Source organism: Sinorhizobium terangae, from assembly GCF_009601505.1.
Taxonomy (GTDB): domain Bacteria; phylum Pseudomonadota; class Alphaproteobacteria; order Rhizobiales; family Rhizobiaceae; genus Sinorhizobium; species Sinorhizobium terangae.
This window is the reverse complement of the sequence record NZ_WITC01000061.1, coordinates 31,310-57,537: the sequence shown is the minus strand read 5'-3', so window position 1 is coordinate 57,537 and position 26,228 is coordinate 31,310. Positions and strand designations below refer to the sequence as shown.

At 62.3% G+C, this 26,228-nt stretch carries 25 protein-coding genes; 15 read left to right on the top strand and 10 right to left on the bottom strand.

Features of this window, described 5'->3' with window-relative positions; translation table 11 throughout:
* A complete protein-coding gene (locus tag GHK62_RS16645; RefSeq protein WP_153440267.1) occupies positions 1 to 1,287 on the bottom strand; it encodes an ABC transporter substrate-binding protein in 1,287 nt (428 codons plus the stop codon).
* Positions 1,288 to 1,499: 212 nt separating this feature from the next.
* On the opposite strand from GHK62_RS16645, the gene GHK62_RS16640 reads away from it, so the two are divergent.
* The 7 genes from GHK62_RS16640 (at position 1,500) to GHK62_RS16610 (ending at position 8,751) form a co-directional block, all read left to right on the top strand.
* A complete protein-coding gene (locus tag GHK62_RS16640; RefSeq protein WP_153440266.1) occupies positions 1,500 to 2,177 on the top strand; it encodes a TetR/AcrR family transcriptional regulator in 678 nt (225 codons plus the stop codon).
* 122 nt (positions 2,178 to 2,299) lie between these two features.
* Positions 2,300 to 3,448, top strand: coding sequence for a Gfo/Idh/MocA family protein (locus GHK62_RS16635; protein ID WP_153440265.1), 1,149 nt, complete (start codon positions 2,300 to 2,302; stop codon positions 3,446 to 3,448).
* 3 nt (positions 3,449 to 3,451) lie between these two features.
* Positions 3,452 to 4,615, top strand: a complete 1,164-nt coding sequence (locus tag GHK62_RS16630) for a dihydrodipicolinate synthase family protein (protein WP_153440264.1) — start codon at positions 3,452 to 3,454, stop codon at positions 4,613 to 4,615.
* 7 nt (positions 4,616 to 4,622) lie between these two features.
* Complete coding sequence (locus tag GHK62_RS16625) at positions 4,623 to 6,041, top strand: enolase-like domain-containing protein (protein WP_153440263.1); 1,419 nt, start codon at positions 4,623 to 4,625, stop codon at positions 6,039 to 6,041.
* Positions 6,042 to 6,085: 44 nt separating this feature from the next.
* Positions 6,086 to 6,910: a sugar phosphate isomerase/epimerase family protein gene (locus tag GHK62_RS16620; protein WP_153440262.1), complete on the top strand. Its 825-nt coding sequence runs from the start codon at positions 6,086 to 6,088 to the stop codon at positions 6,908 to 6,910.
* A 166-nt stretch (positions 6,911 to 7,076) separates the two neighbouring features.
* Positions 7,077 to 8,384, top strand: coding sequence for a Gfo/Idh/MocA family protein (locus GHK62_RS16615; RefSeq protein WP_153440261.1), 1,308 nt, complete (start codon positions 7,077 to 7,079; stop codon positions 8,382 to 8,384).
* Between the two features lie 220 nt (positions 8,385 to 8,604).
* On the top strand, positions 8,605 to 8,751 hold the full coding sequence (locus GHK62_RS16610; RefSeq protein WP_153440260.1) for a DUF1127 domain-containing protein: 147 nt from the start codon (positions 8,605 to 8,607) through the stop codon (positions 8,749 to 8,751).
* A gap of 225 nt (positions 8,752 to 8,976) precedes the next feature.
* Here GHK62_RS16610 and GHK62_RS16605 read toward each other — a convergent pair whose 3' ends face one another.
* The 4 genes from GHK62_RS16605 to GHK62_RS16590 all read right to left on the bottom strand — a co-directional run bounded on the left by GHK62_RS16605 (position 8,977) and on the right by GHK62_RS16590 (position 13,407).
* Complete coding sequence (locus GHK62_RS16605) at positions 8,977 to 9,870, bottom strand: aldose 1-epimerase (RefSeq protein WP_153440259.1); 894 nt, start codon at positions 9,868 to 9,870, stop codon at positions 8,977 to 8,979.
* Positions 9,871 to 9,876: 6 nt separating this feature from the next.
* Positions 9,877 to 10,827, bottom strand: a complete 951-nt coding sequence (gene araH / locus GHK62_RS16600) for an L-arabinose ABC transporter permease AraH (RefSeq protein ID WP_234886925.1) — start codon at positions 10,825 to 10,827, stop codon at positions 9,877 to 9,879.
* Between the two features lie 2 nt (positions 10,828 to 10,829).
* Positions 10,830 to 12,356: an L-arabinose ABC transporter ATP-binding protein AraG gene (gene araG / locus GHK62_RS16595; protein ID WP_153440257.1), complete on the bottom strand. Its 1,527-nt coding sequence runs from the start codon at positions 12,354 to 12,356 to the stop codon at positions 10,830 to 10,832.
* A gap of 67 nt (positions 12,357 to 12,423) precedes the next feature.
* A complete protein-coding gene (locus GHK62_RS16590) occupies positions 12,424 to 13,407 on the bottom strand; it encodes an arabinose ABC transporter substrate-binding protein (RefSeq protein ID WP_153440256.1) in 984 nt (327 codons plus the stop codon).
* A gap of 183 nt (positions 13,408 to 13,590) precedes the next feature.
* Here GHK62_RS16590 and GHK62_RS16585 point away from each other — a divergent pair, with 183 nt between their 5' ends.
* The 3 genes from GHK62_RS16585 to GHK62_RS16575 are packed head-to-tail and all read left to right on the top strand — an operon-like array spanning position 13,591 to position 16,388.
* Positions 13,591 to 14,364, top strand: coding sequence for a FadR/GntR family transcriptional regulator (locus tag GHK62_RS16585; RefSeq protein WP_153440255.1), 774 nt, complete (start codon positions 13,591 to 13,593; stop codon positions 14,362 to 14,364).
* A gap of 57 nt (positions 14,365 to 14,421) precedes the next feature.
* A complete protein-coding gene (gene dgoD, locus GHK62_RS16580) occupies positions 14,422 to 15,570 on the top strand; it encodes a galactonate dehydratase (RefSeq protein ID WP_153440254.1) in 1,149 nt (382 codons plus the stop codon).
* Between the two features lie 38 nt (positions 15,571 to 15,608).
* On the top strand, positions 15,609 to 16,388 hold the full coding sequence (locus GHK62_RS16575; protein ID WP_153440253.1) for an SDR family oxidoreductase: 780 nt from the start codon (positions 15,609 to 15,611) through the stop codon (positions 16,386 to 16,388).
* 102 nt (positions 16,389 to 16,490) lie between these two features.
* Here GHK62_RS16575 and GHK62_RS16570 read toward each other — a convergent pair whose 3' ends face one another.
* A complete protein-coding gene (locus GHK62_RS16570) occupies positions 16,491 to 16,781 on the bottom strand; it encodes a DUF982 domain-containing protein (RefSeq protein ID WP_153440252.1) in 291 nt (96 codons plus the stop codon).
* A 245-nt stretch (positions 16,782 to 17,026) separates the two neighbouring features.
* On the bottom strand, positions 17,027 to 17,278 hold the full coding sequence (locus GHK62_RS16565) for a DUF982 domain-containing protein (RefSeq protein ID WP_153440251.1): 252 nt from the start codon (positions 17,276 to 17,278) through the stop codon (positions 17,027 to 17,029).
* Between the two features lie 429 nt (positions 17,279 to 17,707).
* On the opposite strand from GHK62_RS16565, the gene GHK62_RS16560 reads away from it, so the two are divergent.
* The 3 genes from GHK62_RS16560 (at position 17,708) to GHK62_RS16550 (ending at position 20,029) form a co-directional block, all read left to right on the top strand.
* The gene (locus GHK62_RS16560) at positions 17,708 to 18,805 is read left to right on the top strand and encodes a DUF475 domain-containing protein (RefSeq protein WP_153440250.1); all 1,098 of its coding nucleotides are present in this window, start codon (positions 17,708 to 17,710) and stop codon (positions 18,803 to 18,805) included.
* Between the two features lie 167 nt (positions 18,806 to 18,972).
* Positions 18,973 to 19,416, top strand: a complete 444-nt coding sequence (locus GHK62_RS16555) for a universal stress protein (protein WP_153440249.1) — start codon at positions 18,973 to 18,975, stop codon at positions 19,414 to 19,416.
* A 322-nt stretch (positions 19,417 to 19,738) separates the two neighbouring features.
* Positions 19,739 to 20,029, top strand: coding sequence for a hypothetical protein (locus GHK62_RS16550; RefSeq protein ID WP_380787160.1), 291 nt, complete (start codon positions 19,739 to 19,741; stop codon positions 20,027 to 20,029).
* Positions 20,030 to 20,071: 42 nt separating this feature from the next.
* On the opposite strand, the gene GHK62_RS16545 is transcribed toward GHK62_RS16550, so the two are convergent.
* On the bottom strand, positions 20,072 to 20,815 hold the full coding sequence (locus GHK62_RS16545; protein WP_153440247.1) for a YoaK family protein: 744 nt from the start codon (positions 20,813 to 20,815) through the stop codon (positions 20,072 to 20,074).
* Positions 20,816 to 21,229: 414 nt separating this feature from the next.
* Between GHK62_RS16545 and GHK62_RS16540 the strand changes: the two genes are divergently transcribed.
* Both GHK62_RS16540 and GHK62_RS16535 read left to right on the top strand, forming a co-directional pair.
* A complete protein-coding gene (locus GHK62_RS16540; protein WP_184108469.1) occupies positions 21,230 to 22,999 on the top strand; it encodes a type I secretion system permease/ATPase in 1,770 nt (589 codons plus the stop codon).
* 17 nt (positions 23,000 to 23,016) lie between these two features.
* Positions 23,017 to 24,312, top strand: coding sequence for an HlyD family type I secretion periplasmic adaptor subunit (locus GHK62_RS16535; protein WP_153440425.1), 1,296 nt, complete (start codon positions 23,017 to 23,019; stop codon positions 24,310 to 24,312).
* Positions 24,313 to 24,361: 49 nt separating this feature from the next.
* On the opposite strand, the gene GHK62_RS16530 is transcribed toward GHK62_RS16535, so the two are convergent.
* Together GHK62_RS16530 and GHK62_RS16525 are read right to left on the bottom strand one after the other, a co-directional pair.
* The gene (locus tag GHK62_RS16530; RefSeq protein ID WP_153440246.1) at positions 24,362 to 25,771 is read right to left on the bottom strand and encodes an alginate export family protein; all 1,410 of its coding nucleotides are present in this window, start codon (positions 25,769 to 25,771) and stop codon (positions 24,362 to 24,364) included.
* 160 nt (positions 25,772 to 25,931) lie between these two features.
* The gene (locus tag GHK62_RS16525) at positions 25,932 to 26,228 is read right to left on the bottom strand and encodes a putative quinol monooxygenase (RefSeq protein WP_153440245.1); all 297 of its coding nucleotides are present in this window, start codon (positions 26,226 to 26,228) and stop codon (positions 25,932 to 25,934) included.

The following is a 26,228-nucleotide window of genomic DNA, read 5'->3' as shown; positions in this document are numbered from 1 at the left end:
TTAGCCTCGCGACAGGATCTGTGTGACCTCGTCTACCAGCGTCTCGCCGCCCTGTTTGGCGTCGAGCTGGCCGAAGGCTACCTGCTCGGCGACCCTGCGCAGGGCCAGCTCCGCCTCGCCGGCGCCGGACGGCGGCGGTGGCGGCAGTTCGCCGGCGAGCGCGCCGAGCCCGGAGACATATTCGAGCGCTGCCCGCCCGAGGTCATCGAGCGATGGTGCGAGCGCGTCGCGCACGGACGCCGATTCCGGCACACCCCGTTCGACGCCGAGGACCTTGGCCGCGTCCGGATCCTTGACGAAGAAGTTGACATATTTCGCGCCGAGTTCCGGATCGCTGCTCTTGGCCGACACCGAGAAGAACATCGATGGCTTGCGGTAATGGCCGCCCTTGGCATCCTTGCCGATCAGCGCATGGCTCCTCAGCACGATCTTGTCTTTGTTGATCGCCTGATAGCCGACGAGCTGGTTGGAATGGGCATAGGACGTCGCCGCCTTTCCGAGCGACAAAGGACTCGTCTCGATATTGAACTGGTCGAGCGCCTGTATATCCGCCGGCACGCAGGCCTTGTCGTCGCGCATCTTCTGCCACATGGCAAACCATTCGGCCCCGTCATTCGCGTCATAGGCGATCTTGCCGTCCGCGGTGAAGAGGGCCTTGCCGCGCTGGCGCAGCCAGTTTTCGAGGAGCGGCTCCACGCCGCTGCCGTCCGAAAGGCCGTAATAGCCCTTGCGCGTGCCGGCCTTGGTGATCTCGATACCCATGCGAGCGAGCTCGTCCCAGGTGGTGGCTGGCGTCGGCAGGTCGACGCCGGCTTCCTCGAAGGCGACCGTGTTGACCATCATCGCCGTCGAATTGGCGCCGAGACTGATGCCGTAGAGCTTGCCGTCGACGCTGCCGCCCTTGATCTGCACCTGGTCGAAATCCTCGACCTTGAGCACCGAGCCGAGATAGCTGTCGAGCGGCGCAAGCGCGCCGCGCCGGGCATATTCGACGATGTAGCGGTAATCCATCTGGATGATGTCGGGCGCGTTGCCCCCTGCGACCTGGGTCGCAAGGCGCGGCCAGTAGTCGCTCCAGCCGAGGAATTCGCCGTTGATGGAAACCCCCGGATTGGCTGCCTTGAAAAGCTCGCTGACCTTGTTGGTGCGGTCGGCTCGCGTCTGCGATCCCCACCAGAGCAAGCGCAGCCGCGCCTCCTCGGAAAAGGCGCGCGGCGCGAAGGCCGCATATGAAAGAAGTGCTGCTCCTCCTGCAAGCACACTGCGTCTGCTGATGCGATGCGTCATTAGTTCCTCCTCCCTCGGGAGCGCCTCCACAACGCTCCGTGTCATCGTCGTCTTGTTGAGTCCTCTTGCATTAAATAACTAATTGGTTACAAACTAGGGGCAAGCAAAGATCGTGTCAAGCAGTTGTGTGAAATGCTGTCATCGTCTTGTAAATTATCTTTACGATTTCGCATCGAATGCCGCCGAAGGCAAGAGGTGCCGGAGGTGATGTGATGGAGAAGGGGCAGGCGGGCGCGAGAGGAAGGAATGGAAGCGGCGAGCGTGCCGAGCGCTCCGCGCAGCGCGATCCCGAGCGGACACGTGCCTCCATCCTCGCGGCCGCCACCAGGGAGTTCGCGGAGAACGGCATGGGCGGCGCGCGCGTCGATGCCATCGCCGAACGCGCCGGCATCAACAAGCGCATGCTCTATCATTATTTCGGCGACAAGGAGCAGCTCTATCTCGCGGTCCTGGAAGAGGCCTATATCGGCATAAGAACGGCGGAAAAATCGATCAATCTCAGGGACTTGGAGCCGGAGCAGGGCATCGCAGAGCTGGCGATGTTCACATGGAGATACTTCCTTGAGCATCCGGAGTTCCTGAGCTTGCTTGGCACCGAGAACCTTCATCGCGCCCGCTGGCTGCGTCAATCGACCCGGCTCAAGGAGCTGCATTCGCAACTCATGGGCAAGCTTTCCGACCTGCTCGAGCGAGGCAGGGCAAAGGGCCTCTTCCGGGAGGATGTCGACCCGTTGCACCTCTATCTGACGATGGCCGCACTCGGCTATTTCTACCTCTCGAACCAGTACACGCTCTCAACGATCTTCGGCCGTGATCTCGCGGAAAGAGACAATCTCGAGGGCTGGGAGCGCCACATCGTTCATGTGACTTTGGCTTCGATCAGGCGCTGAATCTTCGACATGTCGTTTTTTTTGTTGACAGGTACGCTTTTTGTCTGCCACAAAGTAACTGTTTAGTTACTGGCTTGGGAGGGCTGGTCCGCTCCCACGAGGCCCGGCAGGGAGGAGACCGCATGCCACGTTTGGGGATCATATTGCACGGCGTCACGGGCCGGATGGGCTACAACCAGCACCTGGTGCGCTCGATACTGGCCATTCGCGATCAGGGCGGGATCACGCTCAGGTCCGGCGAACGGCTGGAGATCGACCCGATCATCGTCGGCCGCAACCGCGATAAGATGGAGCAACTGGCGAAACGTCATAACATCGCTCGCTGGTCGACCGATCTCGATGCCGCGCTTGCCGATCCGAACGACCAGATCTTTTTCGATGCCGGTACGACGCTGATGCGCGCCGAGCTCATAGGCAGGGCGCTCGACGCCGGCAAGCATGTCTATTGTGAGAAGCCGATTTCCGACGATCTCAGGACGGCAGTGAAGCTGGCGCGAAAGGCGCGCGCTTCCGGCCTCAAGCACGGTGTCGTCCAGGACAAGCTGTTCCTGCCCGGGCTTCGCAAGCTGGCTCTCCTTAGGGACTCCGGCTTCTTCGGAAAGATCCTTTCGGTGCGTGGCGAATTCGGTTACTGGGTCTTTGAAGGCGATTGGGGTGTGCCTGCCCAGCGTCCCTCATGGAATTACCGCAAGGGCGACGGCGGCGGCATCATTCTCGATATGCTCTGCCACTGGCGCTACGTGCTGGACAACCTCTTCGGCGAAGTGCGCGCCGTCTCCTGCCTCGGCGCCACCCACATTCCAATCCGCGTCGACGAGCAGGGCCGGGCCTATGACTGCGATACGGACGATGCGGCCTATGCGACCTTCGAGCTCGACGGCGGCATCATTGCGCAGATCAATTCCTCCTGGACCGTGCGGGTGCGCCGCGACGATCTCGTGACCTTCCAGGTCGACGGCACGCACGGCTCGGCCGTTGCCGGGCTGACGAAATGCTGGACCCAACACCGCGTCAACACACCAAAGCCGGTCTGGAACCCGGATCAGCCGCAGACCATCGATTTCTACAAGACCTGGGACGAGGTGCCGGACACGCAGGTCTTCGACAACGGCTTCAAGGCGCAGTGGGAAATGTTCCTGCGCCATGTTGCCGACGACAGCCCCTGGCCCTACGGACTGGAGGCCGGCGCCAAGGGCGTGCAGCTTGCCGAGCTGGGGCTGAAATCCTGGGCCGAGCGCCGCTGGCTCGATGTCCCGGCATTGGAGTTCTGAGCCATGGTCAGCATCGATCTCCCCCGGGAAGGCCGGCTCGCCCGTTACGAACTGACGGGCCGGCCGGTCCCGCTCAAGCAGCGCGAGGCGGCAGCGTTTTCCAGAGTTGCCTTTGCGGCGGCGCACGTCGTCGCCGACCCGCTCGCGGACAATGATCCGTGGCTGACGCCGGCGATCGATTGGGAGCGCACGCTCGCCTTCCGCCACCGGCTCTGGGATCTGGGCCTTGGCGTCGCCGAAGCGATGGACACGGCGCAGCGCGGCATGGGCCTCGGTTGGCCGGAAGCGCGCGAGCTCATCCGCCGTGCGCTTGCCGAGGCGCGCGGGCGCTCCGGCGCGCTGATCGCCTGCGGTGCCGGCACAGATCACCTGGCGCCAGGCCCCGATGTCTCGATCGACGATATTCTCAAGGCCTATGAGAGCCAGATCGAAGCGATCGAAGCGGAAGGTGGGCGGATCATCCTGATGGCGAGCCGGGCGCTCGCGGCAGCGGCGAAAGGGCCGGAAGACTATATCCGCGTCTACGATCGCATCCTTTCGCAGGTGAAGGACCCGGTGATCATCCATTGGCTCGGCGAGATGTTCGACCCGGCACTCGAAGGCTATTGGGGCAACGGCGACCACATGGAGGCGATGAAGACCTCACTTGCGGTCATCGAGGCGCATGCCGAGAAGGTCGACGGGATCAAGATATCGCTCCTCTCTAAGGAAAAAGAAATCGCAATGCGGCGCCGGCTTCCGAAAGGCGTGCGCATGTATACCGGCGACGACTTCAACTATGCCGAACTCATCGCCGGCGATGAAAGAGGATACTCCGACGCGCTGCTCGGCATCTTCGATGCGATCGCGCCGGTGGCGTCGGCGGCGCTTGAGGCGCTCGGCGAGGGGCGGAACGGGGAGTTCTTTGAGCTGCTCGAGCCGACCGTGCCGCTGTCGCGCCACATCTTCAAGGCACCAACGCGCTTCTACAAGACCGGCGTCGTCTTTCTCGCCTATCTGAACGGCCTGCAGGATCATTTCGTGATGATCGGCGGACAACAGAGCGCGCGCTCGCTTGCCCATATCGCCGAACTCTTCCGTCTGGCGGACAGGGCCGGCGCCCTTGCCGATCCGGAACTGGCGGTCTCGCGCATGCGGCGTGTCCTTGCTGTCCACGGCATCGACTGAGGCCGCCATGACCGAGGCTCCCATCGTCAGGCTCATAGAGGCGGACATCTTCGAGCGGCAAGTTGGCTTCCGCTTTCCCTTCCGGTTCGGGGCGGCGCGCGTCGAGAGCGCGCCGCAGGCCTTCGTCCGGGTGAAGATCGCGGACGAAGGCGGCCAGGAGGCGACCGGTTGGTCGGCCGAGATGATGATGCCGAAATGGTTCGACAAGAATCCCGCCCTTTCGCCGGATGACAACATTGCGCAACTTCGCGCGTCGCTGCATCTGGCGATCGAAGGCTTGCGGGCGACGGGGGCGGCGACGCCCTTCGGGCTGCATGCCCGCGCTGAGGCCGATCATCACCGGGCGGCTGCGGGCCGAGGCCTCCCGCCGCTCGTGGCGTCTTACGGGCTGGCGCTCATCGATCGTGCCATCATCGATGCGCTGTGCCGAATGAAAGGCGTGAGCGCAGTCGACGCCGTCCGGCGCGACCTGCTCGGCATCACCGATGTCACTGCACCGGACCTTGCTGGCTTTGATTTCAAAGACTTTTTCTTACAACTGGAGCTTTCGCCGCGGCTTGCCGTACGCCATACGATCGGGCTCGCCGATGCGCTGACGGCCGCCGAGCTCGCGCCGGAGCAGCGGCTCGAGGACGGCCTGCCGCAGACGCTTGAAGAGGTGATTGCCGCCTACGGTCACCGTTATTTCAAGATCAAGGTTTCCGGACGCCCCACCGAAGTCCTCGAGCGCCTGATAGCCATCGCCGCAGTGCTCGATCGCATGGCTGACCGCTATCGCGCGACGCTCGATGGCAACGAACAGTTCGAAAGCGCCGATGCGGCGGCCGACCTTCTCGATTGCCTGCAGAAGGAGCCGCGCCTCGCGCGGCTGCGCCGGTCCATTCTCTTCTTCGAACAGCCGATCGCGCGTGCTGAGGCGCTGTCGAAATCGGTCGCGAGGCTCGCGCAGCGCATGGCGCTCGAAATCGACGAGTCCGACGGCGATATCGGCGCGTTTCCGCGCGCCCGCGAACTCGGCTATGCCGGCATCTCCTCGAAATCCTGCAAGGGTTTCTACCGGGCTCTGATCAACCGCGCACGCGTCGAGAAATGGAACCGCGAGGCGGGTGCTTCCCACTATTTCATGTCCGCCGAGGACCTGACGACACAATCGGGCCTGGCGCTCCAGCAGGACCTCGTTCTGGCGGCGCTTGTCGGCGCCGGCCATGTCGAACGCAACGGCCACCACTATGTTGACGGCATGGCGCAGGCCCCGGCGGGCGAGCAGGCGTCCTATCTGGCCGCGCATGGCGATCTTTACGACGGGGCATCCGGGCGGGCGCGGCTCGCCATCAAGGGGGGCGAGCTCACTTTTGAAACTGCCTTGAGAGCGATCGGCCTTGGCTCATCAGTCGAGCCGGACTGGACGTCGATGACGGCGAGCTAGTGCATCTCGCCCAATGCACAAAACGAATGTGGGAGGAGGACAACATGCAGGTCGAGGGGCTTTCCATCAATCTCGCGACGATCCGCGAGCAATGCGGCTTTGCGGAGGCCGTGGACCTCTGCCTGAAATACGGCATCACGGCGATCGCTCCCTGGCGGGATCAGGTGGCGGCGGTCGGGCTCGATGAGGCGGTCCGCATCGTCAAGTCCAACGGGCTGAAGCTCACCGGCCTCTGCCGTGGCGGTTTCTTCCCGGCGGCAGACGCAGCGGGCCGCGAGAAGGCCATCGACGACAACAGGCGCGCGATCGACGAGGCGGCGGCGCTCGGTGCCGATTGCCTGGTTCTGGTCGTCGGCGGTCTGCCGGGAGGCTCGAAGAATATCGATGCGGCCCGCCGGATGGTCGAGGACGGCATTGCCACGGTGCTGCGGCATGCGCGCGCTGCCAGCGTGCCGCTTGCGATCGAGCCCCTGCATCCGATGTATGCCGCCGACCGGGCCTGCGTGAACACGCTCGGCCAGGCGCTCGACATGTGCGAGGCGCTCGGCCCCGGCGTCGGCGTCGCGATCGACGTCTATCATGTCTGGTGGGACCCTGATCTCGCCAACCAGATCGCGCGGGCGGGTGAAAAGAAGGCGATCCTCGCCCATCACATCTGCGATTGGCTGGTCCCGACCAGGGACATGCTGACGGATCGCGGCATGATGGGCGATGGCGTCATCGATTTGAAGGGAATCCGGCGCCGGATCGAGGCAGCGGGCTTCTATGGGGCGCAGGAGGTCGAAATCTTCTCGGCCGAGAACTGGTGGAAGCGGCCGGCCGAGGAGGTGATCGCAACTTGCGTGGAGCGCTATCGAAGCTGCTGCTGAGATGGGTTGCTCGATCATGGTTCTTACAAGTTGTTGACAAGAGCGGGTGGGAAATACCTTGACGCTCGCGGATTTCAGCCACTAGCATGTATGTTGAGTTTACATGTTGTAATAGTCATTGCCGCCGGTCGCGCGGCTTCACTCCAGACAGGATTGCGTGAGGAAGATGGATAACAAACGTCGTTTTGCGCTGGTCGGAACCGGCAACCGCGGCACCACGATGTGGGGCAAGGATCTGCTCGCCGGTTGGCGCGGCCAGGTGGATCTCATCGCCATAGCCGACACGAATGCGCTCAGAGCCGAACGCGCCCGCACGATGATTGCCACCAATGCGCCCATCTACGGCAATGTCGACATGATGCTTGCCGAAGCGCGGCCCGATCTCGTGATCGTCTGCACACCGGATAGCACCCATGACGATATCGTCGTCCGCGCGCTTGAGGCCGGCGCCGATGTCATCACCGAAAAGCCGATGTCAACCACCGTCGAAAAGATCCGCCGCATTCTGGACGCCGAGAAGCGCACCGGCCGGCGGGTGGACGTCTCCTTCAACTACCGCTTTGCGCCGACTGCGGCGCGCATCAAGGAACTGTTGAATTCGGGCGAAATCGGCCGGGTGACTTCCGTCGACTTTCATTGGTACCTCGATACCAGACACGGCGCCGACTATTTTCGCCGCTGGCACGCTTATACGGAAAAGTCCGGCAGCCTATTCGTGCACAAGGCGACCCATCATTTCGATCTGTTGAACTGGTATCTCGACAGTGATCCGGATGCCGTCACGGCCTTCGCCGACCTGCAGATGTACGGGCGCAAGGGTCCCTTCCGCGCGCCGCGCTGCAAGCTCTGTCCCCATAAGAATGAATGCGACTTCTACCTGGATCTGGAAGCCGATCCGTTCCTCGACGCGCTCTACGAGGACCCCTCCGAGATCGACGGCTATTTCCGCGACGGCTGCGTCTTCCGCGAGGACATCGATATTCCCGACACGATGGTCGCGAACATACGCTACCGCAACAATGTCCACGTCTCCTATTCGCTGAACACCTTCCAGCCGATCGAGGGGCACCACGTCGCCTTCAATGGAACGAAGGGCAGAATCGAACTTCGACAGTACGAGGACCAGCCATGGGAGATGCCGGAGGAAGACGTCATTCTGCTTGTCCGCAATTTCCCGAAAGGGCGCCCGGGAGTCGAGCGCATCGCCGTGCCCCATTCGTCCGGCGGGCACTATGGCGGCGACGACCGCCTGCGGAACATGCTTTTCAAGCCGGGCGCGACGGACCCGTTGGGGCAGCGGGCAGGCGCGCGCGCCGGGGCGATGTCGGTCCTCTGCGGCATCGCGGCACTCCAGAGCTCGCGCACGGGCAAGCTGGTCCGGCTTGCCGATCTGATGCCCGAGCTTTTCGAGGACGAGATCGGCTCCGTTCCCCGGTCGGCGGCGCAAATCTCCGCCTCTGCCGGTCGGCGGTGAGTGGTCGGCCCCTCATAGCCGCAAGGCTAGTCTGAATTCCCGCCCTCCACGCGCCGGAGGGCTTACCATGACCGCCCGCATCCATGCATTTGACGCATGGGTGCGCTGACATATGAGCGCTGCAATCCCCCGAAGTTCGGCAGTATATGTTGCGCATCGAAGCAACGAGGCGCCACGGACTGGCAGCCAGGCTTCGAAAGCCCATGAAAGGGGGATCAAAATGAACGTAGCACGCTCTTTTAACAACTGGCGCAAGTACCGTCAGACGGTCACCGAACTGGGCCGTATGTCGACCCGTGAACTCGATGATCTCGGCATCGCCCGTGCCGACATCCATCGCGTCGCCCGCGCCGCTGTCGGCCGCTAAAGGCTCGATCGACGAGTACGCCACGTCAGAACTGACGTAGGTCTGTTCAAGCGCCTGCACCTCCCAGCGGGCGCTTTTTCTTTGCGCCTACAGCGCCGCGCGTCCAATCGGACGCGCAAACGTCGCTGTAGCACTTTGAATTGCTGCATGATTTTGTCCTTAATCGATTCCGATTTAAGGAATCATGCAGTAAGCGTCGAGAACCGGCCGTTCGCTCCTGACTTATTAAAAGCCTGGGCTCAATGGCGCCAGACGGAACCTGATCGTGCCTGCAAGGCTCTTACCGGGCTTCAACGCAACGAGGCCGCCGGCTTCGTTCGGCATGTTGTGAGCATTGGGCAGATGCGTCATCGGCTCGAAACAGAAGAAGTCCGCATCCGCACCCGGTGAGTAGATCATGAAGCACTCGAACGAACCCTCGGCCTCAAGCCTTAAGGCAAGCTGACGTTCGGGCCATTCGATTGCAGCCTCTCCGTCCCAGCCGTCATAGGCATTGTTCATCCAGCGAGCGGGGAGCCTGTTGCCCTCGGCGAAATCGACCATTCGGAGAATCGCGCCGGGAGCGTCGGGCAGATGTCCAGCCCTCTCACCCCAGATGCGTTTCGCCCTCGCTCTGAGCCGGGTCCCGGCCGTGCGTGGAAAGTAGGGATGATGCCCCAATCCAAAGGGTAACAGACGAGTCGACGTGTTCGTGACGGCCAGGGAGAGAAGCAGCGTGCTGCCTTCCAGCCGCACATCCTGCACGGCCTCGTAGGCATAGGGGCTTCCCGCCCGCTCGGCGTGCACATAGGAAAGGGTCGCCCGTTCCCCGCTGTGCGACTTCAGCTCCCACTCGCTGAGCCATCCATCCCCATGCAGGCAGAATGGATCGCCCGATGTATTCGGCTCGAGGGTGAAGCGCTCCCCCTCGAAGGTGAAGCTGTTGCCTTCGATCCTGTTGCCGAAGGGGACGAGCGGGAAGCTCGCTTCGGCGCCGAAGCGCTGCGTCGCGATCCCGGCGGTCGCAGTCGGCTTCAGGAACGGGATGCCGCGCCAGGTGGCAGCGAGGAGCGAGCCGCCGAAACGGCTCAGTTCGACCGAGAGCTCGTTGTTCTTAAGGTGCAGGACATCGTTTGACATTGCCGGTCAGACGCGCTGTCGGCCCGCGACCGAGCGCAGATTGTCGAGCAGCACCGCCAGCAACAGGATCAGGCCGCGCACCACGTACTGATAAAAGGCCTGGATGTTGAGCAGGTTCATGACATTCTCGGCGATGCCCATGATCAAAACGCCGACGATGACGCCAGTCATCGCCGCGCGGCCGCCGGCAAGCGATACGCCGCCGAGCACGCAGGCCGAGATGACCGAAAGCTCGAGTCCCGTCGCGGCATTGGGCTGACCGGAGGTGATGCGCGAGGCAAGCAGCACGCCTGCGACGGCGCAGACGATGCCTTGCAGCGCGAAGATCCAGATGCGCATGCGGGCGACGTCGACGCCCGCAAGACGCGAAGCCTCCGGATTGCCGCCGATCGCCAGCGTGTTCTTGCCGAAGACGGTTCGGTTCAACACAAAGCCGAAGACGATGAAGAACAGGCCCATCACCCAGATCGGTGTCGGGACGCCGAGAAAGCGCGACAACGCGAGCTGATAAAAGCCGGGATCGTTGATGCCGACGGCGCGACCATCCGAGGCGATCAGCGCGAAACCGCGGACGATCTGCATGGTCGCAAGCGTTGTGATCAGCGCATTGATGCGGAAGCGGGCGATGACGACGCCGTTGATGGTGCCGACGACCGCGCCGCAAATGACGGCAGCCAGCAGCCCGAGCAGGATCGAGCCAGTGGCGTTCGAGGCCATGACCGCCACCATGCCGGAAAATGCCACCGTCGAGCCGACTGAAAGGTCGAAATCGCGCGAGGCGAGGCAGAACATCATCGTGCAGGCGATAATGCCGATCGTCACGACCGACTGCAGCAGGCCGAGCATATTGCGCTCGCTCAAGAAATTCGGAACCGTCATCGACACGATGACGAAGGCGACTGCGAAGATGACGACGAGGCCCTGTTCGCCGAGAAGAATTTTTTTCAGATGGGTCATCGTCACCATACCTGCGTGAGGGGAAGCTCTTTGCTGTTCTTGATGTCGGGAAGGGCTGCCGCGAGGATCCGCCGCTCATCGAATTCCACACGCGGCATGTCGGCCGCCAGCCGACCCTCGCACATCACGATGATACGGTCCGCGATGCCCATCACCTCTGGTAGCTCGCTGGAGATGACGACGATCGCCATGCCCTGCTCGGCAAGCCCGTAAAGGATTTCGTAGATCTCGGATTTCGCGCCGACGTCGATGCCGCGCGTCGGCTCGTCGACGATGAGAACCTTGATGCCTTCCTCCGACAGCCAGCGCCCGAGGATGACCTTCTGCTGGTTGCCGCCCGAGAGGTTGACGATGTCCTGACGGCGGGACGGTGTTCGCACGCGAAGCCTGGCGATGAATTTGTCGGCGAGTTCGCTTTCCTTCTTCGGATTGATGATGCCGAGGCGAGAAAAGTGGCGGCGCGAGGAGATCGTCATGTTCTCTTCGATCGACCGGCCCTGAACGATGCCATCGAACTTGCGGTCCTCCGGGCAGAGGACGATGCCGGCCCGGATCGACTTCGGCGGGCTGTCTGCCGGCACGATTGCGCCGTCGACCGACACGTCGCCCTGGCTGCGCGCATCGGCTCCATAGATGAGCCGCGCCATCTCGCTGCGGCCGGCGCCGATCAGGCCGAAGAAGCCGACGATCTCGCCGCGCCTGACGGAGAAGCTCAACGGGATCTTCAGTTTTGGCCCTGCAATACTTTCGACCCGCAGCCGTTCGGCGCCGAAGCTGCGCCCGCGCCAGCCCCAGATATTTGCGATCTCGCGCCCGACCATCTCGGAAATGATCTGGTCGCGCGTAACCCTGGAAATCTCCTGATGATGGGCGGCGAGCTTGCCGTCGCGCAGCACCGTGAGGCTGTCGCAAAGCCGGAAGATCTCGTCGAGGCGATGCGAGACGTAGAGAATGACGGTGCCGTTCGCGCGCAGGCGATCGATGAGAGCAAAGAGGATTTCGCTCTCGCGCGAGGACAGCGAGGAGGTCGGCTCGTCGAGAGCGATCACGCGCGCGTCAAGCATCACCGCCTTGGCGATCTCGACCATCTGGCGCTCGCCGATCGAAAGCGACGCAACCTTGGCGGCTGGGTCGACATTGATGCCGATCTCGGCCAGCTTTTCAGAGACGACGCCGATGAGTTTGCGGCGGTCGATCACACCGCCTTTGCCGGGGAAATGGCCGAGCCAAAGGTTTTCGGCAACCGTCAGCTCCGGGACGAGCTGCAGTTCCTGGTGAATGACGATGACGCCGGCATGGAAGGCGTCGCGCACGGAGCGATACTGCTGAACCTCGCCATCGATGCGGATCTCGCCCTCATCGGCCGATTGATCGCCGGACAGAACGCGGATCAGCGTCGACTTGCCGGCGCCGTTCTCGCCCATGAGCCCGTGAACGGCGCCCTTGCGGACAGCAAAGGAGACATTCGATAGCGCCTGGACGCCGGGGTAGCCTTTCGAAATCGACCGGAATTCGAGGAAATCTTGCATGCGCTGCTCCGAAGAGAATTGCCCGGCGGATGAAGGCCGCCGGGCTCGATGTCGTCGTCAGAGACGATTACTCGATACCGAGTTCCTTGCGGACGGCTTCGTAGTTGTCGCGGAGCGCCAGCTGGCCGGCGGTCAGGATCAGCTTCTCCGGCTCTTTGTCGTTGGCAATCCAGTCGTACATGTTGAGCGCGGTTTCGTAGCCGTGCCGCTTCGGCGAGATGATGACGGTGCCGAAGAAGCCGGTCGCAGCCGGCTTCTTGAATTCGTTGATCGCCGACTCCGCGCCGCCGATACCGACGCCGATCACGCTGTCGGCGGCAATACCCACGCTTTCGGTTGCGCGCACGGCGCCGAGTACCGCTTCGTCATTGAGACCGACAGCGACCCATTTCTTGATGCCGGCGTTCTTGTTGAGCACGATCGTCGAGGCGTTGAGGGCGGCTTCGGTATCGGTCTTTGCCTGCGGCGCGTCGAAGATGTTGGCTTCAGGGAAGCCGTTGGCCTTGAGAACGGAAAGGGCGCCTTCGACGCGGTCGACCGCGGTCGGCAACTGGTCGTAGGAGACACGGATCGCGCCAACCTCCTTCATGTCCCAGCCGCGCTTCTTGATCTCGTCCACGATCGCCTGGCCGACGGCCTCGCCGATCTTGGTGGCCGAAATCCCCATGTGCGGAACGTCTTCGATCGGGGTGCCGTCGGCGTTGACCAGGCGGTCGTCGACAGTCATCAGCTTGAGATCGTTGGCGGCAGCCTTCGCGACGATGCCCGGGCCGAGCTTGACGTCAGGCGTGCAGACGATGAAGCCCTGTGCGCCCTGGGCCCCGAGATTGTCGATGGCCGACTGAACCTTCTCGCCGTCTTCGGCACCAATCTTGACCAGCGTGAAGCCTTTTTCCTTGGCGGCGGCGTCCGCGAATTTCCATTCGTCCTGGAACCACGGCTCCTCGGGCTGTTTGACGATGAAGCCGATCTTGACGTCGGCGGCCAATGCCGAAGTGGCGGCGAATACGGCGACGGTACCAGCCAGAATGGCTGCCTTGATGAAGCGCATGATGTGTCTCCCTGGTGAACTGCCTCCTGCAGTTGGCATTTGTGTATGATGAATCATCATATTCGTCAATTGCCTTTGTATGATGAATGAGATAGTGATGTATGACTATAAACGCGTGCTTCGGCGCGCTGTCGCCGGCTGCGGCGATCTGCGCTATGGAGCATCGATCTGATCAGAGTGAGGATGGCGATGGCAGCGGAAGGGCAGGAGCACCAGGGTATTGTGGCAGAACGGCTGCAACGCCGTCCGCGCGTCCAGAAGAACATCACGCGCGCCATTGCCTCCGACATCTGCGCCGAGATCTTTCCCGTCGGCACGTTCCTGCCTCGCGAAAACGATCTCTGCGAGCGCTATGGCGTCAGCCGCACCGTGATCCGCGAATCACTGAAGATCCTCGAATCGAAGGGCATGGTGCGCGGCCGCTCCCGCGTCGGCACGGTCGTCTGCAACAAGGAAGAGTGGAACATCCTCGATTCGCAGGTTCTGGAGTGGATCGGCGAACGCATCTTCGAATTCGATCTGCTGAACTGCATCCTGGAGGCGCGCCGGGCGATCGAGCCGGCGGCGGCGGAATTCGCCGCCGAGCGCGCGACGGTACAGGAAATCGCCGACCTTGAACGCGCCTGGCGGGGCATGCGTGACGGCGAGCGCGACGTCGCGGGCTTCACCGAGGCCGACGTCGCGTTTCACACTTGCCTTCTGAAGGCGAGCCACAACCAGGTCTTCCTGCAACTCGTCGGCATCATCCAGACGGCGCTCAAGTTCGCGCTGCACGCTTCGAACGAGGCCGCCGAACGCCGGGACGAGGCGATCGACATACATGGCGAACTCGTGGAGGCGTTGCGCATGCGCGACAAGGTGGGCGCGCGCGACTGCTCGATGCGCATGCTGGATCTTGCGGCGCGCGATCTCGCCGCGGCCGTCAAACGGCACCGATCCTCAGGCGCCGCCCCCTGAACAACCCCTGAAACGGGCAGCCCGCCCGTTTGCCTTTCCTCCAATGGACATCACGTCATGAAGATTACCAAGCTCACCACCCATATTGTTCCGCCGCGCTGGCTGTTCCTCAAGATCGAAACCGACGAGGGCATTGTCGGCTGGGGCGAGCCGGTGGTTGAAGGCCGCGCGCTGACCGTCGAGGCGGCGGTGCACGAACTCGCCGACTATCTTGTCGGCAAGGATCCGTTCCTGATCGAGGACCACTGGAACGTGATGTATCGCGGTGGCTTCTATCGCGGCGGCGCGTTGCACATGAGCGCTCTTGCCGGCATCGATCAGGCGCTATGGGACATCAAGGGCAAGGCTCTCGGCCAGCCGATCCACCAGTTGCTCGGCGGCCAATGCCGCGACAGGATCAAGGTCTATTCCTGGATCGGCGGCGATCGGCCGAGCGACGTTGCGCGCAATGCCAGGGACGTCGTCGCCCGCGGCTTCAAGGCGATCAAGCTCAACGGCTGCGAAGAACTGCAGATCGTCGACAGCAACGAGAAGATCGACAAGGCCGTTTCGACCATCGGCACCATCCGCGACGCGATCGGCCCGCATGTCGGCATCGGCGTCGACTTCCATGGTCGCGTGCATCGGCCGATGGCCAAGGTGCTAGCCAAGGAACTCGAGCAGTTCAAGCTGATGTTCATCGAGGAGCCGGTGCTGTCGGAAAACCGGGAAGCGCTGAAGGAGATCGCCAATCATTCGTCGACACCGATTGCGCTGGGCGAGCGCCTCTATTCCCGCTGGGACTTCAAGTCTGTCCTGGCCGATGGCTATGTCGACATCATCCAGCCGGATCTTTCGCATGCGGGCGGCATCACCGAGTGCCGCAAGATCGCGGCGATGGCGGAAGCCTATGACGTGGCGCTCGCGCCGCATTGCCCGCTGGGGCCGATCGCGCTTGCTGCCTGCCTTCAGGTCGATGCCGTCAGCTACAACGCCTTCATCCAGGAGCAGAGCCTCGGCATCCATTACAATGCTGGCAACGACATCCTCGATTACATCTCCAACAAGGAGGTGTTCCGCTACCAGGATGGCTTCGTGTCGATCCCGCAGGGGCCCGGCCTCGGTGTCGAGGTCGACGAGGCCTATGTCATCGAGCGTGCGCGTGAAGGCCATCGCTGGCGCAATCCGGTCTGGCGCCACGAGGATGGCAGCGTCGCCGAATGGTGACGCGACAACGGCCAGATCGACAGGAAGGAGGAACGATCATGGGCAACCGGCTCGCTGGCAAACGCATCGTCATAACGGGCGCCGCCCAGGGTATTGGCCTTGCCATGGCCGAGGTCTTCCAGGGCGAGGGTGCCAGCCTGTTCCTGATCGATCGTGATGGGCCGCTCCTGGAAAGGGAGGCAACAAGGCTCCAGGCCGAGGGCGGCACGGTCTCATCGGCGGTGGCCGATATTACCGATGCCGATGCGATCGCCGCCGCGTTTGCCAGGGCGGAGAAAACCATCGGTCGCCCCAACGCGCTGGTCAACAATGCCGGCGTCAACGTGTTCGCGGAACCGCTGGCGACGGGCGAGGAGGACTGGCAGCGCTGCTTCGACGTAAACTTGAAAGGCGCCTGGAATTGCTGCAAGGCCGCGCTCCCGGGCATGATCGAGGCGGGCGGTGGGGTCATCCTCAACATCGCCTCGACGCATGCCTTCACCATCATCCCGCAAACCTTCCCCTATCCCGTTGCCAAGCACGCACTGATCGGCATGACGAAGTCGCTTGGGATCGAATATGCATCGAAGGGAATCCGCGTGAACGCTCTGGCTCCGGGCTACGTGCGGACCCGGAAGGTGATCGACTACTGGAACAGCTTCCCCGATCCGGCAGCGGCCGAAGCGGAAACGATGAAGCTGCATCCGGGCGGCCGCATCGCCACGGCCGAAGAAATTGCCCGCGCCGCCCTGTTCATGATTTCCGACGAGTGCACCTTCATGAATGCCACCTGCCTGACGGTGGATGGCGGCCTCAGCGTCCTGCATCACCCGGCCTGATTGGTCCCCCCTCGCGTTGCAGCAGGGTAAGCCGCTCACGATCCAGGCGGCCCAGTTCAGGGGATTTGCACCGTCTCATTGGGCGAGCCGATGGGAGCGCATTCATTCCAAGGGCCGGTATTCACTGCTTCCGTCCTCCGGCGCCTGACCTGCGAGGATCGTCAGAAAGGCCTCCCGCGAGGCGCAAATGAAGGCCGCGCGTGCTTCGCTTGGGCTTTTCTGGCGTTTAAGTGCCGCCTCGCAGGTGCGCACCGCATAGCTGTAATAGGCGCCGCCTCGAACGGGCCACTCGCTCTGCAGACACTTCATTGCGTCGAGCGGACCGATGACCGTGCGACATTTCCCGTCCAGCATGCTGATACTGACCGGCGCCTTCCACGGAATTTCGTACATCGCTTTCCTTTCCTGCCCGAGCGGGGCATAGGCGCGGGGTGAGGAACGAGCGAATGGGTTTCCGCGCATCCCGCGTGCTGGAAATGGTTTGGCCCGTTGGGCCCGAATGCCTTTGGACCGGCTGCTGCCGGACTACGCCGAACGACTTTTAACAACTTGTGGCATCATGTTTTCCGAGGGTCGAATTTGACTTTCGGGCTGACGCTCTTGTGTGACGGAGCCACAGGCTTCCGAGTGGCGAAGGCCTATTGGCTCCGGATGGAGAGGTGCGCCTCTTCGGCTGCCTTGATAAATGCTCTTCGGGCTTTCTCGGTCTTGACTTTGCCCTCAAGCGCCTGCAGGCAAACGCGTTTTGCGGCGGCAAGGGCGCGCCCGTCCTGATGGGGCCACCGCAGCATCAGACACTCGACGGCCTCGCGCGTGCTCTTCACGTCGCGATATTTGCCTGCGTTGCCGAGTTCCAACTGGACGCTCTTGTCCCACCAGAAGCTGTGCATGGCATTGCCTCACAGAGTTGTTATTGCTGAAATTCAAACCCGTTCGAGCCGCCTTTGGTTCCATCCAGACGCCAGAACGGCGCGCATATTATCGCGCACTCAAGAACTGCGTGCACGCCTTGGTACGGGGCGGCACAGCGCGCCGGCTGTGCGTCCACCCTTGACGAGACGTTTCGCATCGCTAAGTAAAAAGGCGTCCCGCCTTTTAGACATCGAACCGCGGGATGAACTTTGGTGCCGGGCCCCTCTGGCGAGAGTTTTACGGCGCTCTCGTGATGTCGGTACCGCCAGCAAATGAGCCGGCGGATTAGCTACCATGAAAACCCAACCCATGCCCAACGCATGTGCCTCTTCGGCTGTGCGCTTTTTCCTTACTGAGGATCTCTCGTTCGTAGTCGCCGAGGCACATCGTGCCGGGGAGGATCGCCCATGATCCAGCCCCGTTCACACACGACCGCACTCGGTTATTTCAGGTGGGCCTTCATCGTGACGGCCCTCGGTCTGCTGCTTGGCGTCTGGCTCGGATGGCAATCGACCGGTACATTCAGCGGCACGATGACCGTCTTCTTCATCTGTGCGGTGCTCGCTGTCCTCGAAATTTCGCTCTCCTTCGACAACGCCATCGTCAACGCCAACAAGCTCAAGGACATGACGCCGGTCTGGCAGCATCGGTTTCTGACCTGGGGCATCATCATTGCCGTGTTCGGCATGCGTATCGTCTTTCCGCTGCTGATCGTCGTGATCGCCGCCAATATCGGGCCGATCGACGCGGTCATCCTTGCGGCAATCCGCCCCGAAGAATACGCCCGCATCATGAACGACGCGCATCTGCCGATCGCCGCCTTTGGCGGCACGTTCCTGATGATGGTCGGTCTCACCTACTTCTTCGACCAGGAGAAGGATGTGCACTGGATCGCCTGGCTGGAGCGCAAGATGGCGCGCTTCGCGACGATCAAGGGAATCGAAATTGCTCTCGTCCTGAGCGTCATCCTGGCGTTCTCGACCTTGCTCGAAGCCGAGCACGTGCACACCTTCGTCTATGCCAGCATCTATGGCCTGCTCACCTTCCTCATCGTCGAGGTCGTCGGCGGTCTGCTCGATGCTTCGCAGCAGACGATGAGCGCGGCGGCGAAGGGCGGTTTCGGTGCATTCCTCTACCTGGAAGTGCTCGATGCCAGCTTCTCGTTCGACGGAGTCATCGGTGCCTTCGCCTTGACGCAGAACCTGTTCATCATCGCGATTGGTCTCGGCATTGGCGCCATGTATGTCCGCTCGATGACCATCATGCTCGTCGAGAAGGGCACGCTCAACGAATATCGCTATCTGGAGCACGGCGCCTTCTATGCGATCCTGATCCTGTCGGTGGTGATGTATTTCCAGACGCTGTTCCACATTCCCGAGGTCATTACCGGTCTCGGCGGCGCCGGCCTCATCGGTCTGTCGCTGTGGTCGTCGATCCGTCACAACCGGCGCAAGGCGGAGGCCGGTGGGGATGAGCGCGACGCGCGGTTTCGCGTCGAGGCCTGAGAGCGAGGCCAAGCGTTAGAACAGAGACGGCCCGGCGGGATTTCCGCCGGGCCGTCTTGCTGTGGCCTGATGCTATTTGAACGAGCGATGCTTACACCATTGATCTGGGTCAATGTGACTGGCGGAGGTGCGGTTAGCTTGAATTGCGAAGTCAACGGGAGGTTTTCATGTTCCGCAACATTCTCATTCCCACCGATGGTTCGCCGCTTGCCACACTCGCCTTGGACGCCGGTATCGCCTTTGCAAAGGAGGCCGGAGCGAAGATCGCGGTGTTGACCGTGACGGAGCCGTTCCACCTCTTTTCGACCGACACGGAACAACTCGCCAGCACGAGGGAAGATTATGAAGCGCTGGCCCGTCAGCACGCCGGGGAAATACTTGCTGCCGCCGTGGTGAAATCTGAGCGTGCCGGCGTGCCGTGCGAAACGGATCACGCCCGCAGCCATGAGGTCTATCGTGCGATCATCAAGAAAGCGGACGATATCGGCGCCGATCTCATCATCATGGCGTCGCACGGCCGTGGCGGCGTCGGCGCCCTGGTGCTCGGCAGCGTCGCCGCGAAGGTCCTGACCCATTCGACGATCCCAGTGCTCATCTACAGGAAAAAGTAGCGAGCGAAGCGGTCAAGGCGACACGATTTTCTCCAGCTTTCCAGCAGGTTTTCGGCCCGGTGTGTCACCACGCCGGGATTTTTTTGCCCGCTGCCGGAAAAGCGTCAAAGTTTCGCGTGATGGAGTGCGGGCCCGGGGGCGGCTGCGGGGGTACCGAGCCGTCCGACCTGCTGCATGTTTAAGGATAAAAACATGCAGCAACTCAAAGTGCTACGGCGTCCCTTGCGCATCTGACAAGACGCGCGGCGCTGTAGGTCGGCAGTCATGACACGGGGGGATATCCTTGAGCGTCAATCCAAATGATCTTGCGCTTCTTGCAGTGATGCGGCGCTATTTCCTGGTGAAGGACGAAGTCAATGCCCTGAAGGCCCGTCTGGAGGCCGCGCGCAAGGACGTTGCTGAGGACATCAGCCGGTTCTACGACCCGCGAACGAATGCGACCCACGCCGAGGACATTCTGGCGTGGCACAAGCTGAGGAAGGAGATGGATGAATTGATGAGCCTTGCCGCGACCTGGGGCAGGGGCGGCAACATCGAAAGCCAGCAGCTTGCGTTGGAAGCGGCTACGGCCAAGGTCGTCCCATTTCCGGATTTCCAATTGTCCTTGGATTGAAGTGCCCCTTTGCGCGATGCCCGGCGCAGTAGGGCGATCGCATTATCGGTTCAAGGCAGACCGGACGTCCTCGATCACGGGGAGCGCCGCTATGAGCATCAAGGGAGCGGCGAGAAAAAGCGCCGCAGAAATGCCCAGTTTGTTGAAGAGAAGGGCGCCGCAAACGCCGCCAACCAGAAAAAGGCCGATCAAGGACGTGAGAAGGCGCAACTTCCGGCGATCGGCGCGGACATGCAGCCTGGAGTTCTTGGCGCTGTCGCGGTTCCAGTAGATCAGCTTGCCGATCTCGATGCCCGTGTCGGTCACCAGGCCGGTCACATGGGTCGTGCGGATTCTTGCGCCGGAGAGCTTCGTGATGATGGCGTTCTGCAGCCCCATGATGAAGCAGAGAAGCATGATCGTCGCCGAAACGGCGACACGTTCGCTGAGGTGGTCCCCGGTTATTGCGAAGCAGATAAGCAGAACTGCCTCGAACAGCAGCGGAAGCGCATATTCCGCCTGCAGATCCAGCCGCCGGCCCCAGTTGATGAGGATTGCGGAGGTGGCGGCGCCGGCAACGAACGAAAAGAGCGCGGAAAGGCCGACTACAACCAATGCAATATTACCGAGGACGATGTTGTCCGCGATCGCCGAGACGATGCCCGACATATGCGACGTATATTGATGTACAGCCATGAAGCCGCCGGCATTGGCAGCCCCGGCGACGAATGTCAGATAGAAAGCGAGATGGTGGTCGGTCGCCTCGTTGCGTTCCTTTGCGGTCAGGTTGCGGAGATAGTATTTCATGTTCGGTCGATGGTTCCGAAAAGTGTCGGATTGGCAGATGGGATGTGCGATTCATCCGATAGCACAGGATCGGTGCCGCTGTCCGTCCAACCTCGCATTTGGTATGATGTTATCAGCGTGCATGCGCAACGGGGACATACCAAGGAGTGCACTGCGTGCGGAAAAATAGAAGGGGCATTTTGTCGGCGATGCCAGGTTGTATCTGCCAGGGCCAGGGAACGGCCTTCTATTGGCTGGGTGCGCGCGATTGCGGTGGAGCGGCGCGGACAAACACGCCCGGCTCGGTAGCAGTCAATATTTAAGCTTTCGAAGGGATCATTGTTTCCCGGGGAACAACTTTACATTGCTGCCTCTGGATAGATCGGGCAGCAGAATTTAAGCGGCCCCGATGGGCCGGCGCGGAGATTTCAGTCAGTGCCTAATTCAAAAGCATCATCAAATCGAACGAGCATCGATCCCGCGGAAGCGTTGCGCGACTGTCGCGCGGCCTTCATCGGCGTTGGTATCGCCAGTGCGCTCGTCAACGTCCTCTATCTCACCGGGTCGTTCTTCATGCTTGAAGTCTACGACCGGGTTCTTCCGAGCAGAAGCGTTCCCTCGCTGATCGCACTCTCGTTCCTGGCGTTGCTGCTCTACGGCTTCCAGGGCGCGTTCGAGCTGATCCGCGGCCGCATGCTTGTGCGCATCGCCGGCGCCCTCGACGAAAACATGAGCGGGCGGATCTATCGGGCGCTGGTCAAGGCACCGTTGAAGCTGAAGATCCAAGGCGATGGTCTGCAGGCATTGCGTGATTTCGACCAGGTTCGGTCCTACCTCTCGGGCGCCGGTCCGGCCGCCCTTTTCGACCTGCCGTGGCTGCCCTTCTATATCGCCATCTGCTTTCTCTTCCATCCCGTCATCGGCTTCATAGCGATCGGCGGAGGGCTGATCCTCACGCTTCTGACCTATCTCACCAATAGCGGCACCCAGGCGCCGGCCAAAAAAGCGGCGGAGGCGGGAGGCCTGCGCAATGCCTTCGCCCAGGCGTCGCAGCGCAATGCCGAGGTCGTTCAGGCCATGGGCATGGCCGGGCGGCTCACCGACCTCTGGGAGCGGCGAAACGAGGAGTTCCGCCTGGAGAACCGTCGCACCTCCGATATCGGCAACGGTTACGGCGCGGTTTCCAAGGTCTTCCGCATGGCGTTGCAGTCGGGTGTGCTGGCGGCGGGCGCAGTTCTCGTGATCAAGGGCCAGGCCTCGCCGGGCATCATCATCGCCGGCTCCATCCTGACCGCCCGCGCTCTTGCGCCCGTGGAACTCGCCATCGGCAACTGGCGTGGTCTCGTCGCCGCGAGGCAGAGCTGGCAACGGCTGAAGGAACTGCTCAAGGCGCTGCCGGAGGCCGTGGCACCGCTGGCACTGCCGGCCCCGCGCGACCGCCTGAGCGTCGAGGGGCTGGCGAGCGGACCGCCGGCGGCCCAGCGGTTGATCTTCACCGATATCAGTTTCACCGTTCGTGCCGGCAGCGCGCTCGGGGTCATCGGTCCGAGCGCTTCGGGCAAGTCGTCGCTCGCCCGTGCCATCCTTGGCGTTTGGCCGGCCTATCGCGGTTCCGTGCGCCTTGACGGCGCGGCTCTCGACCAGTGGGACAGCGATGCTCTCGGCAAGCACATCGGCTACCTGCCGCAGGACGTGGAGCTATTCGCGGGAACGGTTGCGCAAAATATCAGCCGCTTCGCCGACGATGCGACGCCCGAGGCGATCGTCGCGGCTGCCGCGGCGGCGCGCGTCAGCGACCTCATCCTTCGCCTTCCGAACGGCTATGAAACCGAGATCGGCGAGGGGGGCACAGCGCTTTCGGCCGGACAGCGCCAGCGCATAGCGCTCGCCAGAGCGCTTTATGGAGATCCCTTCCTCGTCGTGCTCGACGAGCCCAATTCCAATCTCGACGCCGAAGGCGAGCACGCGCTCAGCGAAGCGATCATGGGCGTTCGCGCCCGCGGCGGCGTCGTCATCGTTATCGCACATCGGCCGAGTGCGCTTGCGAGCACCGACCTCGTCCTGATGATGCAGGACGGGCGCATGCAGGCCTTCGGTCCAAAGGATGAGGTGCTCGGCAAGGTGCTGCGCAGGGAACGCGTGCAGCAGGCGGAACGGCCGGCGCCGCTCAAGATTGTCGGCGACGGCCAGGAGGTGGCGAAGTGAGCGAGGCGAAGAAGCAGATGTTGAGCGCCCGCCGCTCGCTTGGGCGCCATATGATTGCGGTCTCCACGCTGGCTATCGCGCTTGTTGTCGGCGTGGGCGGCTGGGCGGCAACGACCGAGCTGTCGAGCGCGATCGTTGCCGGCGGCGTCGTCGTGGTCGACGACAATGTCAAGAAGGTCCAGCACCTCACCGGGGGGATCGTCGGCGAACTGCTGGTGCGCGAGGGAGACCGGGTCCATGCCGGGCAGGTGCTGATCCGTCTCGACGGCACCACCGTTCGCGCCAACCTGGCGATTGTCGAAAGCACGCTGGCGCAACTCTATGCCCGCCGCGCCCGGCTTCAGGCCGAACGCATCGGCGCCGACTCTTTCGAGGTCGACAAGGATCTCGACACATTCATCTCCAGCGCCGCGGCGACGAAGCTCGTCGATGGCGAGGAGAGGCTCTTTGCCAGCCGGCGGTCGGCGCTCATCGGCATGAAGGACCAGCTTGCCTCCCGGAAGGCGCAGTTGGGCGACGAGATCGAGGGGCTCACCGTCCAATTGCAGGCGATCGAGGACGCGCTCAAGCTGATCGCGGAGGAACTGACCGGCGTCGATTCGCTCTACGGGCAGGGCCTGGTGCCGATGCAGCGTGTGACGACGCTGAAGCGCCAGCGCGCGGAACTGGAGGGCGACCGCGGACAGCGCATCGCCGCCCGCGCCCAGGCACGCGGCAAGTCGAGCGAGATCGACCTGCAGATTCTCCAGCTCGACGAGGATCGGCGGACGGAAATCTCCAAGGATCTGACGGATGTCGAGGCGAAGATCGCCGAATACGAGGAGCGGCGGACCGCCGCATCCGACCAATTGCGTCGGCTCGATATCACGGCGCCGCTTTCGGGCCGCGTCTATCAGCTCGCCGTGCACACGGTAAACGGTGTGGTCAATCCCGGCGAGACGCTGATGCTCGTTGTGCCCCAGGCCGACGACCTGACGGTGGAGGCCCGCGTTGCGACCCACGACATCGACCAGATCCATGTCGGCCAGCCGGTCGAAATCCGCTTCAGCGCCTTCAATCAGCGCACGACGCCCGAGGTCGAGGCGGAGGTGGCGACCATCGCGCCGGACCTCGTGACCGACGAGCGCACCGGCGCCAGCTACTACCCCTTGCGGATCCGGCCGAAGAAAGAGAGCCTCGCCAGGCTCAAGGGGCTCTCGCTCTATCCCGGCATGCCGGCCGAGGTGTTCATCAAGATCGCCGACCGCACGGTGATCTCCTACCTGACGAAGCCGCTGACCGACCAGATGCGGCACGCATTCCGGGAGGACTAATGCATGTCAAGCAGGCTGCAGCTCTACGGCGAATGTCAGTTGAGCAAGGCTACCACGCAAGTTTCAATTCCGCACCGAAGTAGTCGCTGTCGTGGCCTCCCGCGCGGCGGAGGCTCTCGCCGACGTCGAAATGCACGAACTCAGCAGCGGCCGATAGATTGGGCGTGACCGCGTAATCCATTCTCAGTTGTGCATAGTAGCCCGTCCAGCGGTCTCCTTTGCCGGAAGTACCCGCAATCGGTATGTTGGGCGACACATAGACAGCATCCGCCGTTGTCTGTCGCCATTGCAGGCCGACAGCGCCCGTCAATGACAGCTTCTCCGTCGGGTATACGGTGACCGACGGCTTGACGTGCAGCAGGTTTGCATAGGCAGTGTAACCGGCAAGCGAGAAATAGGAGCCATTCGCAAACAGGCCATTGAACGTGCCGACAGTCTCATCGCCGGCTCGGCTGTCACCAGAGGCGGCATCCAGTTGCAGGCCAAATCGCGGTTTCCATTGAAGGCCGTCGAAGGTGTATCCGAACCGTGTCCCCGCCGCCCAGGCACGGATGTCCTTGGACCCGACGGTGCCAAACTGCCCCATTGCCTCCGCATCCCAATCAAAGCCACTGCCCCGACCTGAAAGGCGGGCGTCTATGGCATGACGCTCCTCGTCGCCGGTGGCATCAAGAAAGACGGCATTCCTTCGGTGATAGAGCGCGTAGTAGCCGGACAGGGTGCTATCCTCAATATCGTGTTCAACGCGCAACGCACCGAAGCGGATGTTGTCGTTGGAGATGTCATCGAATGGCTCAACGTCTCGATACTGAACCGGCTGACTGATGAAACCCTTGACACGCCAGGGCGTCGCATCCCATTCGGCCCAAAATGCATCAAAAGCCTGACGCACGTTTGGTCCGTCGCGCGAGGAGACGAACCGTTGCAGATCGAAGGCGATCTCCTGACGGCCAAGCCGCGCCAACAGCGTGCCTTCGTCGAATGTCTGCTTGTAGCCAAGGAATGCAATGCGCAGATCGAGTTCATTTTCGTCGGCCGGGCCCATTATCTCTTTCCCAGGTGCGCGCACATCCTCGAACTGGGTGAAGACCTGCCACGTGTCAAAGAGGTGAAGATCGACATGAAACTGGAGCCGCTGCAGAAGATATTCATCGCCCTCGAGGCCACTGGTTCCGAACGCAGGTGCGTCGTTTGATTCGAATCGCTCGCGAAGGGTCACGCCGAAAGACAGGTAACTCTCCGGATCCCATGGGCTGAGCGGGACATATTTGAGCAGATCGAGTGGCTGCGTGCGAAGGTCCGGATCAGCCAGCGCCGACCAGTCCTCTTGCCACCGGTCCGAGTGGATCGTTGGTCGCGTGTTCTGATGTGCCTGCAGGTCTTGAGCGTGCAGGAGGCCCGGAAAGGATATGACGACCAGAACGCCCAGAAGAGCGGCCTTGCGGTAATCGCAGGTCATCACGAACTCCCCCGATTGAACCTACCTGCTATGGCGGTCGGCGATGAAGCCACGCTCTCCGCCCGTCGCTGCCGTTGGTCTCAGCAGTGTCGACTGCCCGTGGCTGGTCACGACCATGGCATCGATTTGGCAGGCGTCATTGGCGCGCCGCGTTCATCGCTCAGACTACTTTCTCAAGGACATACACGCCTTCGCGACGCTCAACGTTCCGATCGCCGTTTTCATGGAAGTGGCGTATGTGGTCGGAATGGTGATGGTGTCTTTCCTGTGCGCCCTCGTCGCGCCAGTGTTCGACGATGACGAACCGTCTTGGGTCATTTTGGTCGGCGAAGAGTTCGTATCGCAGGTTTCCGTCTTCCTTCCGCGAGGTTTCGGCGACAACGGTCAGATCGCGGCGAACCTCGTCTTCAGTGCCTTGCTTGGCGTAGAGCACAGCAACAACGTGGATTTCAGGCAT